This window comes from Granulicatella balaenopterae, assembly GCF_900111135.1.
Classification (GTDB): domain Bacteria; phylum Bacillota; class Bacilli; order Lactobacillales; family Aerococcaceae; genus Granulicatella; species Granulicatella balaenopterae.
The window spans coordinates 1-17,264 of the sequence record NZ_FOGF01000042.1 but is presented as its reverse complement, the minus strand read 5'-3'; the positions used below and the strand labels follow the sequence as shown (position 1 = coordinate 17,264).

The following is a 17,264-nucleotide window of genomic DNA, read 5'->3' as shown; positions in this document are numbered from 1 at the left end:
CTAGACTAGGTTTATACAAACAATGTGGTATGAATATTATTAACTATATATTATCACCAGAGCTCTTAGAAACAAAAATAAAGAATCGACCAGCATTGGTCAATCCTTTAAATTATTACCTAAGTAAAGTTGGAATATAAATTGTAGAGCCGTATACGAGACCCGTACGTACGGTTCAATGAGAGGGAGATAGTCCTTTGCGATTATCTCTCTACTCTATTGGGTATGTGAACAGAAAAAGGCGATTACTTAGATTATTGAATTTTCGGTTAGAAAGATAAAAAAAGAAGAAAATAAAACAAACTAAGTGAATAAAAGCAATATGAAACAATAAAAATAAATGTGGAATAGGATAAATGACGGTTGATTTCGGGGGGGGCGTGATAAACTAAGAAAAAGTATGTTCAACTGTATTAGGAGGAATTTAGAATGAAAACGAACGAAACTAAGATGAAAAAAATGATGGTGAAAGGTGTTTGTTCAGTAGCTTTAGCTGGAACAGTATTTGGAACAGTAGCACCTATGGTAGAAAACAATGTAGCAATGGCTTGGGAAGTAGGAATGTCTTATCCAGAAGGGACTTCTCTTTGGAATCCTCAATTTGTAGGGGATTATGTACATAACGCATCAGAAAACGGGCGCACATTCTCAGGTAATTTCTGGCTTGCTAATGCTAAAGTTAAGGTTACTTATGATAAAGAGGTACAAAAAGGAGATTACACAGATTTCGAAGAGCATGTTTTAGGTAACACGCAAACCGATGGTAACGGGTATTTCACAGTAACTTCTCCAGAAGATATTCCTGCAGGGGAAATTGTTTGGGTAACCGTATACAGCCCCGAAGGTACAATCAACAATGGGAAATCCGGTACATATCGCCTACAAAAAGGCTTATTCTTAGAAGATAACGGTGGGGATGTAACTCCAGAACCAGAAAAACCTTCTGTACCAGATAACGGTGGAGATGTAACTCCTGAACCAGAAGTACCAGACAATGGTGGAGATGTAACTCCAGAACCAGAAAAACCTTCTGTACCAGATAACGGTGGAGATGTAACACCAGAACCTGAAAAACCAGTTACACCAGATAACGGTGGGGATGTAACTCCTGAACCAGAAAAACCAGCTGAAAAACCTGTAACACCAGAAAAACCTGTTACTCCAGCTGAAAAACCTGCTAAAAAACCAACAGCTAACAATGAATCAGCAACAAACCAACAACCAACATATAACACAGGCGATACCTTAGCTAAAACAGCAACAACTAACAATAGCGTGATTTTAGCAGCTATTGGTGGTATTGCATCATTAGTAATGGGATTAGAAGCATTAATCTCACGCAAAAAATAATCAATAAATAAGATTGAACAAAGACATACTTTTTTAAGCGCATCCTCGTGATGTGCTTTTTTTTTAGATAATAGGAGGTAGGAATCAGTAATGTTGGTTGTCTTTTTTGTGGGGATTATGAGAAAAAAGGTGAAACGCTAGCGAAAAATCAGTAAAGGAAATCACGGGAAAACGCTGGTAAAAACAGTGGCGTAAAATCAGTAAAGGAAATCCTCAAAAAGCAGTGTGAAATCTTCAAAAAACGTAAAAGAAACTCGTAACAAACTACCACAAAAGCTATTTAAGAAATAAAATAAAAAATTTCCCAAAAACTTGGAACAGATTCTAAACATCTAACGCTATTAAGTTATAGAGAAAATCTAACGAGCGGAGGATGTAAAAATGACCAAGACAAGACAACAATTCTATCAAGTACCAAAATTAATCGTAGCAGGCGAGCGCTATAAAAACTTATCAGCTTTAGACGTAATGACTTATGCCGTGATGCTTGACCGCCAACAAGTATCCATCAAAAATCATTGGCATGACGAAAAAGGGGAAGTCTACTTTTTATATAGTAACAATCACTTGGCTGAAGCTTTAGGCGTATCCGTACCGACAGTGGTAAACGTCAAGCGCAACTTAATGGAAGTAGGGCTATTACGAGTTGTCCAAACAGGTCGTTACTCAATGCTTTATCTAAGCACACCCGTTCCCGAAACCGACGAAGAAGAAAAATATCTTTTAGAAGACAAAGAGGAAGACAAAAAAGCTGAAAACGTAGCTGCACAAAATAATACAAAAACAACATCGCAAAAAGCTCAAGCTATTGAAAACCCAGTCGTAATCGCACCAAAAAAAGTTGACGCACAAGCTCAAAAAGTTATCGAACCAAAACGTGTAGCTCAAAAAACGCCAACTTCAGACAGCTTAATGGAAAAATGCTTTAACCTGGTAGAAACAAATAAACAACTAAACATTAAAGAAACACAAAGTCAGGATGAAAGAAATTTGAATCCTGATTTAAAAAAACTTAACACTAGTAAGACTTACTTTAATAATAATAAACCAGCAATACTAAATAATAATAAAAAATCATATGATTCATCTGGTGAGCGAATGTCTTTTTCAACATCTTCTGTAAAAAATTCTTTTCCAGAAAGCAAAAATGAAGGGGTTCAAGAAGCAGTTTTTGAAGATAACACAAACCAAGATTTTGCAGGGCAAACAGAAGTAGTACGTGAACAACCTCGTAACTTCACAACAACTCCAAAAAAAGCTGTTCACCATTTTTACGATATTGATAGTTTGGGACTACCTGATAGAATCATTACTTTACTAAAAACTTGCTCAAAAGATGAAGACGATCTTCAAAACATTTTAAGTCTAATTTTCAAAGCTAAAAGTAATGTCTGCCGCCGCAATCCATCAATGTTGCGCATGGAAGAATTGACTGAATTCGACTTTATTAAGCTTTATCAAGTCTTATATGTTGCTCTTCATAAACGTAAAACCGACCCAGAATTACGCAATTTTGAGGCTTATTTGATGCGCAGTTTAATTAACTTTTTTGAAGAAAATGCCACATTATATTTTGAAGTTAACGGTTATGTTCCGCCAGTTTATGCGAGTGCTGGGGATGAAGTTGGTGAAGAAGATGATGGTGAATTGAAGGTTACACTGATTAATTGGGTGTAGAAAATTGCTTGAATTGTTAGTTTTTACAGTTTTAGGCAAGTTTTTTTTGCTTGAATCGTTAGTTTTTTGCAGTTTTGGGCAAAGTTTCTACGGGGATTGCTAGATTTTGCAGCGTTTTGCAAGCTTTCCTTATAAATCGCAAATTGATGCAGTTTTAGCAAAAAAAGTCCACCTCATTTTGAGATGGACGATTGCTTACATAATTTTTGTATCTTCTAATTCTTCAATGAATAATTCATTAAGTTTAATAACTGGTTTTCTTAAGACTAATCCTAATAATAATGATGGGATTAGGAAGATTAGTAGATTTAATAGTTCTCTTATATAGTAGTCGCTGTAGAATCCACCGATACATTCTCTCATGGCGTTCATGCTATGGGTGAATGGTAATAATGGGTAGATTTTTTGGAATAGGACTGGAGCGCACTCAATAGGGAATGTTCCTCCTGTTCCAGCAACTTGCATCACTAGTAAGATGACACAGATAGCTTTACCTACATCACCAAATGATACAGTTAAGGTATAGATAATATGAACATAAACAAAGCTTGAAATCCAGCCAGCTACTAAGAATAACCAAGGATTGATACATTGGATTCCTAAGAAATATAAATCTCCTAACATAATTAAAGTTGTTTGTAATAAGCCTAAAATTAAGAAGATTAAATAGCGACCAAAGTATTTTTCCCAATCTTTATAGTGTTTGTATTTACTGCTTGGTTCAACGAGCATAACTGCTACTAAGACAACCCCACCTACCCAGATGGATAGAGTTGTATAGAAGGGTGCCATTTGTGAGCCGTAGTTTTCAATTGGGTAGATTTTTTCAGTTTTTAGTTGAACAGGTGCTGAAATAAATTCACCAATATGTTCAGTATCGCCACTTAGGAAGTGTTCTAATTTGTCATAGTCACCACTTTCTTGTGCACTCGTTATTTTATTGCAGATAGTATCAATTTTTTTGATGACAGATCTGAGGACTTCTTCTGAATCATTTAGTGATGTTGAGACAGAACTTAGGCTATTTTTTGATTTTGTATTGTGTTGCTGTAATAATTGTTTATCAGTTTTCATATCGCCTAATAGACTAATTAAGGTATTATTAGAACCAATTAAAGATTGAGATAATTGATTTAAATCACCTTCGACATCAGATTTATAAGTAGTGATGACTCCTTGAAGATTATCGTTACTTTTCGCAATAAGTTGATCAATATTTTTGATATCGGTATTAATCGTATTGGTACCATTGTCAATATTACTAGCAGTAGTTGTCATTTCTTTATATAAGCTATCATGCAATTTAATGGATACGTCTAACTTTTTGATTAAATTATCGATATGTTCATTTAATGAGTTCAATTCAGGATTTGCTTTTTTGATATCTTCTAAAGAACTAACGACTAGTTTATACGCCTTGCTGATTTCATTAACTTTATCAGCTTGTGTATTAAGTGCTGATACTAGACTTGCTTGATTATCAGTAACTTTTGCTAGGGCAGAATCAGTTGATGCTTGTATATCGGTATATAATTGGTTAATGGCGTTAAAGGAATTATCTAGTTTTGTTTCAGCTTTAACTAATGAATCTTTTGCGTCAGTAACTTTTGTATTTGATTGGTTTAGTGAATCGATTAGCTTATCTTCAACGGCATTTTCTGAGAATGTTCCTGTTAGATTTAAGATATCAACACCAGCTGTCGATAGGTTTTTAAAAGCGGCTAGTGTATCAGCTGACATGGTTAAGTTTTTTGAGATATTTTTTAATTTGATTAAGACAGAATCTGATAGTGATTCAGGGTTGATGTTATCTTCTTGTGAGTTCATTAGTTTCATGGAAGAAATCATCGCATCAGAAATGGTTGAAATAAAGACTTTATTAATTTCAGATTGAATACCGGAAGCTCCTTTATCGGTAATTTTTGGAGCAATAGCATTTTTCTTTTCATTATAATAGTAGCTGATTTCTGGATGTTTCATATCAGTGGTAAATAGACTCATCATATTTTCTGAAAAATCTTCTGGAATAATTAAGGCTGCATAATATTTTCCTGATTTTACTCCTTCAACGGCATCATCTTCTTTTGTGAAGACCCAATGCAATTTATCATTTTCACGTAATGAAGACATGACTTTATCACCAATATTAATATCAACTGGAACTAATTCACCAGTATAGCCGGTATCGTTACTTGAGATGGCTACTTTTAGGGCATCAGTTTTGCTGTAGGGATCCCAACTGGCTGCAATATTAAACCAAGCATATAAAGAAGGGACGACCACAATACCAATCACAACAATTAATGTAATGACATTATTTTTTAAGACTGTTAAATCATCTTTAAAAATTTGAAATATATGTTTCATTAGTCTTCCTCCCTTAATTGTTCAATAATTTCATCACTTGTCATATCTTGTAGTTCACTTTCAACAGTTAATTTATTATTGATATATTCAATAACGATGAGGTAAGTAGCTGTTAGAATCATTGAAATAATCCATAAGATGAGGCAAGTTAATTTTGCTGGAATAAATAGCATTAAATTTAGGAAAATCAATGGTAGAGCACATAATAGGAATAGTCCACGTTTGATTTTTGTTTTATAGGTACGTTCAAAGTTTTCTTTGCGTTTTCTGAATTCAGTGGTAATTTCTTGGTCATTTTTTAAAGCTTTAATTAATAAGTCAGCATGATTAGTCTTGCGAATGAGTGTATTATTTTCAGAAATCATTAGACCAGATTCAGAAAGTTTTTTATCAAATAGATTATTGATATTAATTAATAAGGGTCTTAAGTGAAGGCCAATAACTAATGAGATTGGTATAAAAATCGCTAGTTTCATTACATCATAAGTATAAGTACCAGCATAAAGACCTGCGATAGCTTCACGCATTGCTGAGATACCATATGAGAATGGTAGTAATGGGTGAATAGTACGGAAGAAGGCGGGGGTCATCTCGATTGGATAGGTTCCGGCTCCTCCTGGAATTTGTAAGATAATAAATAGAACGCATAAAGCTTTGCCGATATGTTTGAAAGTGATTGCTAAAGCAAAGATAATATTTGTAAAGACTATCGAACAAATAATTCCCGATAAGATAAATAGACTAGGGATTTCGCATTGAGCGCCTAATAACCAGATATCTCCTGCCGTAGCGATAAATCCTTGAAATGCGGCTAATACAATTAATAACATTAGCCGTCCCATATAAGATTCAGAAGGCTTAACACCAATTAATTCTTCATCTGTATCTACTTCAAGTTTAATGACGGAAACAAGGACAATTCCACCAACCCAAAGAGCTAGGTTTGTGTAGAAAGGTGTCATTGCTGAACCATAATTTTTAACGGGATAAAGGGCAGTTGTTTGAACCTCAACGGGAGATTCAATAAAGTTTCCGATTGAATCAGCATCAATATTTTCTAAAGAAACTAAATTTTTGAACACTTTTGAACTTTCAAGGACTGATAAATCCTGTGTCATATCATCAAGATTGGTTTTAATGGAATTGACTAGGTTTTCAGCGTTTGAGAAAGCAATAATAGCATCATCTAAGGCGTTTTGTGTTTCTTTTAGGACGCTTTTAGATAAGTTGAGTGTCTCGGGTGCTGCATTTAAGGTTCCTTGCATTTTTCCAATTAATGATAATAATTTATTGGCGTTAGGCGAAATGCCATTTGTGACATTTTCTGAGATGACTTTGCCAAGTTCAGCGAGTCGATTATTACAGTCGTCTATTAATTTTCCTAGGTTTTTATCGCTTGTTTCTAGTTTTTCGATGACTTGTGTAAATAATTGTTGTTTTTCAGATAAGGTATTGATTGTGTTGGTGATTTCTTGGTTTTTATCTTGTAAGTTTTTAATTGCTGTATCAAATTTACCATTATTTTGTTCATTTTCTTTTTGTAATTCTTCTAGAATCGCTTTATTGTTTGCTAGTACATTTGATAATAGGTCAATTTGGGTCTTGATTTTATTGTTGACCGTCATGGTTTTATCAATTTGTCGGTTGATGCTAGCAGATGTTGTAGTATAGATATCATTTAAATAGTTCATATTTTCGGTTGAGGTATTAAAGATATCTGTTGATAATTGTCCTGATGCCTCATTTGTTTTTTTGATAATGTTATCAGCTGAATCAAGTGCTTGGTTACCAGAGTTAATAAAAGTGGTAATCTTATCAATCGATGCTAGAATACCATCAATTTCTTGTTTGGTTGAGTTGGCTGATTGTTGCAAATCTTGAATATTTTTTGAATAAGACTCAAAATCTTCAGAAACATTTTTAAGTGAAGTATTTAAATTATCTTTGGTTGTTTCTACATCGTCATAAATGGATAATGCTGATTCTTTTACAATATCAGAAACTGACTTGGCAGCTACTGATGAGAAATTTTCATTAATTTGTTCTTGAATAGTTGTGGCACCAGTCGAGGTGATTTTGGGAGCAATTGCATTCTTTTTCTCATTAACATAGTAGATGAGTGAAGGTTCGTTGGTATCACCGGATGTAATGCTTAAGAGACTTTTACTGAAATCTTCTTGAATAACAATAGCTGCATAATATTTACCTGATTTGACTCCATCAATTCCTACTTCTTCTTCAACAAATTGCCAGTCTAGTTTTTTATTTTCCTTTAAGTTGTCAACAATTTCCTTTCCGGCATTAACGGATATTCCAGATTCAGTAACTTCAGTATCATTATTAACAATAGCAACTTTTATCTTGTCGGTGTTAGCGTATGGATCCATATTAGCTGCAATATTAAACCAAGCATATAGTGATGGAATAATGCAGACGCCTCCGATAACAATTAGTGCTACTTTATTTTTTAATATTCTCTTTATATCTCGTCGGAATATATATAAAGCATTTTTCATTCTTGAGATCTCCCTTGTTATGTAGTTTTTAATATTTCTAAAAAAATATATTTTCTCTTTTTATTAATCTAGTATAAAAAATCTTGGTTCAAAAAGCGATATTTGCAACTCTAAATAGCTAGATGAAGAAAGATTCACGACGTTTCAATTATACCACATAAGAATTAAAGAAAAGGATAAAAATTTGTAATCTTGTAAAAAATTTAGTTAGGGTGAGTTAGTTTACAAAACATGATATAATAAATAAACAGAAAGAAAAATGTAATATTTTGGCTATTATTTGTGTATTGTGGCCTTTTTTCTTAAGGTAATCTTTTCTATTTTATGAAAATCCGCATGTAATGAAGTCTGGGAATGTCATAATGGATGAGTGAAGTAGATAGATCAACTATTATTGGAGGAAGATAAAATGGATGAACAACTTACTAAAGGTAAATTCAATACTAATTTTGGTTTTTTGATGGCTGCGATTGGCTCGGCTGTGGGTTTGGGAAATTTGTGGGGATTTCCTTATAAGATGGGGGAAGGTGGTGGGTTTGCTTTCTTGTTGATGTATATTGTCTTGGCAATTGTGATTGGCTACTCGTGTATGGTGGCAGAACTTGCCTTGGGGAGAAAGTCAGGTAAGGGGGCGATTGGTGCTTATCGTGCGATTGATTCTAAGTTCCAGTTCAATGGTTGGCTTGCTTGTTTATCGCCATTATTCTTATTGATGTTTTATTGTGCTTTGGGTGGCTATTGTATTAAATATTTGGTGGCTAATTTTGGTAATATTTTCGGTGCGAATTGGGGGATTCATTCGACAGATTCACAGACTTATTTTTTGAATTTTGTCAGTAATACGGGTGAGGCAATGATTTTTGCGATTATCTTTTTAGTCTTGACGATTGTGATTGTCTCTTTAGGTGTGGCGAAGGGCTTGGAAAAATTTTCAGTGACGGCGATGCCTATCTTGTTTGTGATGTTATTAATCGTGGTAGTGCGTAGTGTGACTTTACCAGGTGCTTCTGAGGGGATTCGCTTTATGTTTACACCTAATTGGCAAATCTTCCATGGTTTGGGCTGGGTTAAAGTTTTGGCGGCAGCTGGTGGGCAATTATTCTTCTCGTTATCATTATCGTCAGGGTGTTTGATTGCTTTTAGTTCGTACTTAGATAAGAAGGAAAATCTTGAAAGAAATGCCTTAATTATTCCACTTGCTGATACGATGGTGGCGTTGTTAGCTGGTTTGGCGACGATTCCTGCTGTCTTTTCGGCTGGCTTAGAACCAACTCAAGGGCCTGGGATGTTGTTTATTACATTGCAGACTGTCTTTCAAGGAATGGGGAAAGCTGGTCCATTATTTGGTACGGCATTTTACTTCTTAGTCTTTTTGGCAGCCTTGAGTAGTTCGATTGCCATGATGGAAGGTGCAGTGTCAACCTTTATTGATCGTCGTATTGAAGCCGGAAAAGAGGCGAACCGACCTTTAGTAACTACCGTAATTGGTGCGATTGGTTGTGTAGGTTGCTTGATTGTCACATTTGATGCTTTAGGTAGTAGTGATTTGCCGCATTTATTCGGCTTTTCGACATGGATTGATACCTTTGATTTGTTTGCAGAAGGTTTGTTGATGCCGATGAATGCCTTTATTATGACGATTATTTTAGGTTGGTTGCGCCCAGATTATATTGATGACGAAATCGAGTTAAGTAGTAGTTATCACTCAAAACCCTTTGTTAGCATCTGCTTGAAATATATTGCGCCACTATTTATGTTATTGATTTTGGTGGGGCAATTAGATAATTTCTTTCAATTAGGGATTTTTTAGGGGATTCATTGACAAATGAAGGTGACTGAAAAATATCATTAGTATTAACAACTAAAAAATTAGGGACACTCAATGCTATTTGGTTTGAAAGGCGAAGTGGGGTTGAGTGTTTTTGATTAGATATAGAAAAAAATAAGATATAATAGGAATCTATCCGCTTGCATACTGATTAATAAATGATACAATTAATATAGAGCATGAGTAAGGGGCGGTACCAGAATACTTGTATCAAAAAATGACAAATTAGGAGGTTTTTATATGAAAAATCAAGTTTTTCCAAAGCATCAATCATCATTTGGTGAGATAGATGCCAATGTATTAGCTTTATTAGTCTATTTAGTTCCTGCTGTTTTGAGTTTTTTACCTAATGTGGGGCTGTTATTTACGTGGTTTATTCCTTTAATGGTTTATTTATTTGAAAAAAACAGCAAATTCGTAAAATTTCATGCTGCGCAAAGTTTTGTATTGAATATAGTAGGTACTTGCATCAATATTCTGGTTACAATTATTGGTATATTAGTACTAACTGGTGGGATTCTATCCAATGAAGCAGCAGATATTATTGGAGGAGCTTCAATAATGATGATGATTAATTTTGCTGTTAATATTCTTGTCTTTATTTATGCAATCTTTGCGATGAGTGGTGCCTACAAAAATACGCAATATCAAATTCCCATTATAGGAAAAATAGCCGTAAAATTTTCTGGAATAGATGAATAATAAAGAATATAGCGTTTGAGAACTTTCCTAGCATACTAGGGAAGTTTTTTTATGGACCAATATGAATAGTTGGAATAAATATCACTTAATAGGTTAAAAATTAAATAAAAATACTTTAATTTGTGATAAAATGTACAAAATTACATAAATATGACACAATTACTATAACTTTAAAAAATAATCCTAAAAATACAGAAATAAAAAAGAAAATATTAATTGATGCAACTTGAAAGATTATGTGATAAATTATACAATTAAAATGTAAGCGGTCTAAATAAAAAATATAAAGGAGGCGTTCAATAGTTAATAAAAATATAGACCAATATTGTTATTTGTAGTGAAAAATAGTTAAGATGTGATTATTTTGAAAAACAATAACTATTAACCACATGAATGTGCAGAGTTAAATTCTGTTTCTGCTAGAACTTTGCAACGTTGGGATGTCGAAGGAATATTAAAGTCATTTTGGACACCGCAAATAGAAGATATGACAATATTCCTACAGCTCATAACAAAGAGAACTTTTAAGGAAATATGAAAGTTTGAAAATAAGAAATAAAAATACAAAAGAAGGAGGAGCTACTCGACAAAATATCCAAAAACAAGTCATCAAAGTACAAAAACATCATCAACGATTAACCAATATAAGAACCGATCATATAAATAAAACGGTATCTTCAATTATAAAGTAACAACCAAGTTATATAACTATTGAAGACTTAAATGTTACAGGGTTGATGAAGAATAAGCATTTATCTAAAGCTATTGCAAGTCAGAAATTCTTTGAGGTCAGAACTAAATTAAGTTATAAGTGTAAGCAAAATACTATAGAACTGAGAGTAGTTGATAGATTTTACCCATCGAGTAAAACTTGTAGTAATTGTGGAAAGATGAAAAAGGATTTAAAACTATCAGATAGCTTATACACGTGTGATTGTGGATTTATATGTGATAGAGATTTAGATACAAGTATTAATCTTGAATATGCTAAAAATATAAGATTGCTTAACGAAATAAGTACTTATATATGTACAGAGGGCTAACTTCGGAATTTAAGCCTTTGGAGAACCATATCAAATCGTAGTAGCCTAGGCCAGACGATGTTCTAAGAAAAAGGAATAATCTCGATATGGATATATTTGTCCATATTTTGTGTAGCAGAGTAATAATTATGAAAAAGATATATTCGGCACTTTTAGGCGTTATGATGATATTATCAACAACCATACCGATGTATAATACTGTTCAAGCAATAGAACTGCAACAATTAACACAAGAGGTCAATACAAATCAAAGACAAGATATTGCAGAAGATGGTAGTGAACCAGTATGGATTGAAAAAAGATTAGCAGAAAATAATTTAGTTAAAGTTGAAATTACAGGTACTGGTACATTAGATAAAGAGAAATTTCATAATTATTTGCATAATAATATTTCTCAAGATAGTTGGGAAGGTAAACCTCACTCTATTGTAATAAAAGATAAAATTACTTTCCCAGAAGATTCAAGTGATTTATTTAATCCTCGTTTTATTTTATTTGCAACACAAGCAGAAATTATTTTTGAACAAGGCATTGATACATCAGCTGTAATAGATATGAGTTATATGTTTATGGATTGTGAAAAAGCTAATCCGGATGTAAGTGAGTGGGATGTTTCTCAGGTTACTAATATGGACGCGATGTTTAGCGGGTGTGAAAAAGCTAATCCGGATGTAAGTGAGTGGGATGTTTCTCAGGTTACTAATATGGAAGGGATGTTTAGCGAGTGTGAAAAAGCTAATCCAGATATAAGTAAATGGAGGATTGCACAAAAAGCAGATATGAGTGAGATATTCTCCAATGCTAGTTCAATAAAAAGTGTGGTTCTGCCAAATACAATTCCTAAAAATGTAAAGTTCAGTCATACTAGTAACGATATTCCTATTAATTTAACTGCACCAGACTATATTTTTAAAAATAATGTGAATACAACAGAGCAGTACCCTCCAAAAATTAAATTTAAAAAAGGTGTTTATGGATTTTATAATGAAGAAGGTATATTAGTAGATAGTTTTGTAGGTGAAAATTTGGAATCCGCAAAAGAAATTGTTAATAAACTTAAAGAAGGAATCTATACATTAAAGACTGCTCCTATGAATATTGCAGAAGATGGTAGTGAACCAGTATGGATTGAAAAAAGATTAGCAGAAAATAATTTAGTTAAAGTTGAAATTACAGGTACTGGTACATTAGATAAAGAGAAATTTCATAATTATTTGAATAATAATATTCCAAAAGAAGAATGGTTATATAAATTATCAGATGACCCAGATCTTCCGCAAACACATATGCATGCACATACTATTACAATTCATGATGCGATGAAATTGCCAAAAGATTCTTCTTATTTATTTAGTCCTAAAAATAAGGACGGGTTAAATAGTACACCATATTTGGAAAGAGCTTTTATTCAATTAAATAGAGACATAGATACATCGAATGTAACAGATATGACTGCTATGTTTAAAGAATCAAAAATTTCTAGCCCGGATGTAAGCAAGTGGCAAACAAGTAATGTTATGTCTATGAAGGATATGTTTTATCGTTCGTATTCATTTAACCCCGATGTAAGTGAGTGGGACGTTTCAAATGTAAAAGATATGAGTGGAATGTTTGCAGAGACTAGATTTGCCAATCCCAAAGTTAGTAAATGGAATACTGCTAATGTAACTTCTATGAAAGGCATGTTTGAAAATGCTAAAAATGCTAATCCGAATATGAATAATTGGATTGTTTCAAATGTCCTAGATTTTTCTGAAATGCTCTATCAACATAATAATGCACCTTATGAGGGGCATATAGTATCGGTTAATCCGATTGATTACGTAGATATTTCTAATTGGGAAATGAATAAGGATGCAAAAATAACAAACTTTTATTCAATTAGTACATCTGGAAATGCATATGGTGAAATAACTGCAAAAAAAGTATTTCTTGAAAAGTATTTTGCAAATGAAAATAATTCGAATACATATTCAGATTATGGTATTTTTAACCAACAAGGGGAATTAGCAAAAGACATAGATGGATTAGCTTTACCAGTTACAGTTACAAGTTTTAAAGGTTTATCAGATGGAATATATAGCGTTAAAAAGAAAGATATTGCTAATCAAGAAATTGATGTTTCACAAGAAGGAAATAAAAGTGTTATAGCTCAATTTAGCGATAATAGATTAAAAATAAGTGGTGAAGGAAACCTAGATTATAAGAAATTAAGAGAAAAAGTAATTAATAATTTACCTTATAAAAGCGATAAAGAATGGCTAAAAAACCCACCTATTATTGAAATTGAGACTCCTAATAACCTCGAATTTAAAAATTATTCTGACCTATTCAAATCTGAATATAATGGTTTGGATAGAAAAAATTATAAAAAATGGGACATCATAAGACATGCAATATTTAAAATCAACGGTCAAATAAAAGTAAACGATTTTTATGAGTTATTTTCATATTGTAAAGGACAACTTCCTGATATATCGAAATGTTTATCGGAACAAGATTCTTTTTATTTTAAAACGAGACATACACAATTAGGAAAAATAGAATTCCCAAAAAATAGTTCATATATAGAGTTGATTGAATGCCAAGCAGATTCTATTATAATTCCTAATACATTAGATGGCTATTTAAAGATTGACATTAATTCACCTTTAAATTTGACAACTACAGTAGCTAATGTAAAAAATAATGTTATGTTTTTCAATCGCGGCGTATATGGTGTTTATAATCAAAATGATGAATTACTGGCAAATGATGCAACATATGATTTAGCGAGAATAGATAATTTAGCACAAAAATCAGATGTTGAATTATTTAAAGATGAACGTCGCTTAAAAAAACTATTGCAAACTTTAGATGAAAATCAACTAGTAACCATTAAAGAGTATCAAGTTTCGCAACCGGATTTTGTGTGGAAAGGACAATACATTGATTTAGTAAAACCATTTGTTGAATTGACTCAAGATAATACAACTGTTAATTTTTATACCCAACAAAATGCGATGGTAAATGATACAAATATTGTTATGCAACGTAATCCTGATAAAATTATTATTAATGTAGATTATGGTGAAGGAAACAGTGAGAATAATATACAATATATTTTTCATAAGCAACCAACTATTCAATTTGGAGTTAATAATGGTTATAGATTAGTGGAAATTGAAAAGCTATATCCTGAAAATCAATCAACTCCATTAATAATCTTTGGTAATGATAGTAACCGATTAACAGCACAAGAATATTATTATGATCCTGACAGTAAGATATTCGATCCAACATATGTACCATGGTGTACAGATGGTGACTTAATTCAAGGAGATTTATTTGGCCAAGAGGGTATTAAAAGAGCAAATCCAGTTTATGGTATAAAATATGATGTTATAGAAATAAAAAACGGTATAGCAAATACAAAAGAGGTCACGGGATATGTAGCAAAAAGAGCGGATCAAGAAGAGGCAGGAATGTACATTGAGTATCAGTTTACTCTTCCTATTCCGGCTGATGAAAATACAAAAATCACAATAGACTATGAAATTGATGATTGGACAGCATGTTGGAAATGGAATAATGAAATTGAAATTGAGAAAAAATGGGTTGGTACCCCAACTGATAGTGTCCAAGTCAAGTTATTTGCAGATGGTAAACCAGCACTAGATCGAAAAGGTAAGGAACAATCCTAACCTTAACTAAAGCTAGTGGTTGGAAAGGTAAATTTACTGATTTACCAAGATTTAACAATCGTAAGGTAATTGATCAACAAGATGTATTTGTTGGAGAAAATGTAAAAGTTAGCGAACCGTTAATTCCGATTAAGTATACAGTTGAAGAAATTAAAGTTCCTGGTTACACAACAATAATTACAGGTAATATATCAGACGGATTCGAAATAACTAATACACAAGTCCGCAATCTTGAAGTTACAAAAGACTGGCAAGATGCGGAAGGTAATGCATTGGATGAGAAGTACATTCTAGAGTCAATCACAGTAAACTTATTCGAAATGATTGATGGTCAAAAACAACCAGTAATGGATGATGAAGGAAATCAAAGAAGTATAACAATCAAAGCGGATACAGACGGTAATTGGAAAGGCACCTTCGAAAACCTACCAGTCTATGACAAAGATGGCAAAGACATCGTCTATTCAGTCGAAGAAGATGAAGTAAAAGGATTCACGACAACAATTGTGAGCTTAGCAAATAAAGAAACTGCAATAGGCGAAGTGCCAGACTTAGCAATCCGAATTACTAATAAACAAGCAGTCCGCAATCTTGAAGTGACGAAATCTTGGCAAGATGCGGAAGGTAATGCATTGGATGAGAAGTATATTCCAGAGTCAATCACAGTAAATTTATTAGCAAATGGTACAAAAGTTGAAGGGAAAACTTTAACCATCACAAAAGAAGATGACTGGAAAGGACAATTCGAAAACTTACCAATCTATGACAAAAATGGACAAGAGATTGTTTATTCAGTAGAAGAAGTAACAGTACCAGGCTTCACAACAACAATCAGTCAAGCAACTGAAAAAGAAGCTGCAGAAGGCGAAGTGCCAGACTTAGCAATCCGAATCACTAATAAACAAAAAGTCCGCAATCTTGAAGTTACAAAAGACTGGCAAGATGCGGAAGGAAATGCATTGGATGAAACATACATTCCAGAGTCAATCACAGTAAACTTATTCGAAATGATTGATGGTCAAAAACAACCAGTAATGGATGATGAAGGAAATCAAAGAAGTATAACAATCAAAGCGGATACAGACGGTAATTGGAAAGGCACCTTCGAAAACCTACCAGTCTATGACAAAGATGGCAAAGACATCGTCTATTCAGTCGAAGAAGATGAAGTAAAAGGATTCACGACAACAATTGTGAGCTTAGCAAATAAAGAAACTGCAATAGGCGAAGTGCCAGACTTAGCAATCCGAATTACTAATAAACAAGCAGTCCGCAATCTTGAAGTTACAAAAGACTGGCAAGATGCGGAAGGAAATGCATTGGATGAGAAGTACATTCTAGAGTCAATCACAGTAAACTTATTCGAAATGATTGATGGTCAAAAACAACCAGTAATGGATGATGAAGGAAATCAAAGAAGTATAACAATCAAAGCGGATACAGACGGTAATTGGAAAGGCACCTTCGAAAACCTACCAGTCTATGACAAAGATGGACAAGAGATTGTTTATTCAGTAGAAGAAGTAATAGTACCAGGCTTTACAACACATACAACAGGTGATAGTCAACATGGATTTATCATTACGAATACGCAACAAGTAATCGCTATTCCAGTCGAAAAACACTGGATTGGAAAACCAGCCGAAGAAGTAGTAATTAACTTATTAGCCGACGGCAAAGCAACAGATAAACAAATCACATTAAATGCCACAACTAGTTGGCAAGGTGAATTCAACAACTTAGTTAAATATGACTCAACAGATGGACACGAAATCAACTATAAAGTAGAAGAAGTTGAAATAGACGGTTATACAAGCTCAATTACTGAAAAAGGCGTAGGTTATATCATCACAAATACCAATACTGCAACGATCTCAATCCCAGTGGAAAAACACTGGATTGGTGAACCAGCCGACTCAGTAACGATCAATCTTTTAGCCGATGGTAAACAAGCGCAAGAATTAACATTAAACGCTTCAAATAACTGGAAAGCTGAATTCAACAACTTACCAGTTTACAACCAAGAAACAGGCAAAGAAATTACTTACAGCATTGGAGAAGTGAACATTGATGGTTACACAAGTGCAATCACAGGAGA

General features: G+C 33.3%; 9 protein-coding genes and 2 pseudogenes. 9 read left to right on the top strand and 2 right to left on the bottom strand.

Annotation, left to right across the window (positions count from 1 at the left end; all coding sequences use genetic code 11):
* The first annotated feature begins 429 nt into the window (after nucleotides 1–429).
* Nucleotides 430–1,350: a hypothetical protein gene (locus tag BMX09_RS10195; RefSeq protein ID WP_218138938.1), complete on the top strand. Its 921-nt coding sequence runs from the start codon at nucleotides 430–432 to the stop codon at nucleotides 1,348–1,350.
* Between the two features lie 381 nt (nucleotides 1,351–1,731).
* Nucleotides 1,732–3,027 carry a replication initiator protein A gene (locus BMX09_RS08355; RefSeq protein WP_089747630.1) on the top strand — a complete coding sequence of 432 codons (1,296 nt, stop codon included), beginning with the start codon at nucleotides 1,732–1,734 and terminating at the stop codon, nucleotides 3,025–3,027.
* A 195-nt stretch (nucleotides 3,028–3,222) separates the two neighbouring features.
* Here the strand turns inward: BMX09_RS08355 and BMX09_RS08350 are convergent, their stop codons facing one another.
* Both BMX09_RS08350 and BMX09_RS08345 read right to left on the bottom strand, forming a co-directional pair.
* The gene (locus tag BMX09_RS08350; RefSeq protein ID WP_089747629.1) at nucleotides 3,223–5,394 is read right to left on the bottom strand and encodes a YhgE/Pip domain-containing protein; all 2,172 of its coding nucleotides are present in this window, start codon (nucleotides 5,392–5,394) and stop codon (nucleotides 3,223–3,225) included.
* Nucleotides 5,394–7,910, bottom strand: coding sequence for a YhgE/Pip domain-containing protein (locus BMX09_RS08345; protein WP_089747627.1), 2,517 nt, complete (start codon nucleotides 7,908–7,910; stop codon nucleotides 5,394–5,396). The genes BMX09_RS08350 and BMX09_RS08345 overlap by 1 nt, the downstream gene beginning before the upstream one ends.
* Before the next feature lie 409 nt (nucleotides 7,911–8,319).
* Between BMX09_RS08345 and BMX09_RS08340 the strand changes: the two genes are divergently transcribed.
* From BMX09_RS08340 to BMX09_RS10500, 7 genes and pseudogenes are all read left to right on the top strand, one after another.
* Nucleotides 8,320–9,720 carry a sodium-dependent transporter gene (locus tag BMX09_RS08340; protein ID WP_089747626.1) on the top strand — a complete coding sequence of 467 codons (1,401 nt, stop codon included), beginning with the start codon at nucleotides 8,320–8,322 and terminating at the stop codon, nucleotides 9,718–9,720.
* 258 nt (nucleotides 9,721–9,978) lie between these two features.
* The gene (locus BMX09_RS08335; protein ID WP_089747624.1) at nucleotides 9,979–10,440 is read left to right on the top strand and encodes a DUF4870 domain-containing protein; all 462 of its coding nucleotides are present in this window, start codon (nucleotides 9,979–9,981) and stop codon (nucleotides 10,438–10,440) included.
* Between the two features lie 737 nt (nucleotides 10,441–11,177).
* On the top strand, nucleotides 11,178–11,483 hold the full coding sequence (locus tag BMX09_RS10515) for a zinc ribbon domain-containing protein (RefSeq protein ID WP_218138937.1): 306 nt from the start codon (nucleotides 11,178–11,180) through the stop codon (nucleotides 11,481–11,483).
* 128 nt (nucleotides 11,484–11,611) lie between these two features.
* Nucleotides 11,612–15,166 (top strand): BspA family leucine-rich repeat surface protein, encoded by a 3,555-nt coding sequence (locus BMX09_RS08325; protein WP_177159590.1) that lies wholly within the window; start codon nucleotides 11,612–11,614, stop codon nucleotides 15,164–15,166.
* Nucleotides 15,160–15,372 (top strand): annotated as a pseudogene (locus tag BMX09_RS10510) (hypothetical protein); the annotation flags it as partial. The gene BMX09_RS08325 and the pseudogene BMX09_RS10510, both read left to right, overlap by 7 nt.
* A 66-nt stretch (nucleotides 15,373–15,438) precedes the next feature.
* Nucleotides 15,439–15,663, top strand: a pseudogene (locus BMX09_RS10505) (Cna B-type domain-containing protein); the annotation flags it as partial.
* A gap of 9 nt (nucleotides 15,664–15,672) precedes the next feature.
* A partial coding sequence (locus BMX09_RS10500; protein WP_407645259.1) for a Cna B-type domain-containing protein occupies nucleotides 15,673–17,264 on the top strand: 1,592 nt, incomplete at its 3' end.

Excerpts from the sequence above, each read along its gene's own strand:
- BMX09_RS10195 (WP_218138938.1), top strand. The coding sequence starts at position 430 with ATGAAAACGAACGAAACTAAGATGAAAAAAATGATGGTGAAAGGTGTT.
- BMX09_RS08355 (WP_089747630.1), top strand. The coding sequence starts at position 1,732 with ATGACCAAGACAAGACAACAATTCTATCAAGTACCAAAATTAATCGTA.
- BMX09_RS08350 (WP_089747629.1), bottom strand. The coding sequence starts at position 5,394 with ATGAAACATATATTTCAAATTTTTAAAGATGATTTAACAGTCTTAAAA.
- BMX09_RS08345 (WP_089747627.1), bottom strand. The coding sequence starts at position 7,910 with ATGAAAAATGCTTTATATATATTCCGACGAGATATAAAGAGAATATTA.
- BMX09_RS08340 (WP_089747626.1), top strand. The coding sequence starts at position 8,320 with ATGGATGAACAACTTACTAAAGGTAAATTCAATACTAATTTTGGTTTT.
- BMX09_RS08335 (WP_089747624.1), top strand. The coding sequence starts at position 9,979 with ATGAAAAATCAAGTTTTTCCAAAGCATCAATCATCATTTGGTGAGATA.
- BMX09_RS10515 (WP_218138937.1), top strand. The coding sequence starts at position 11,178 with ATGAAGAATAAGCATTTATCTAAAGCTATTGCAAGTCAGAAATTCTTT.
- BMX09_RS08325 (WP_177159590.1), top strand. The coding sequence starts at position 11,612 with ATGAAAAAGATATATTCGGCACTTTTAGGCGTTATGATGATATTATCA.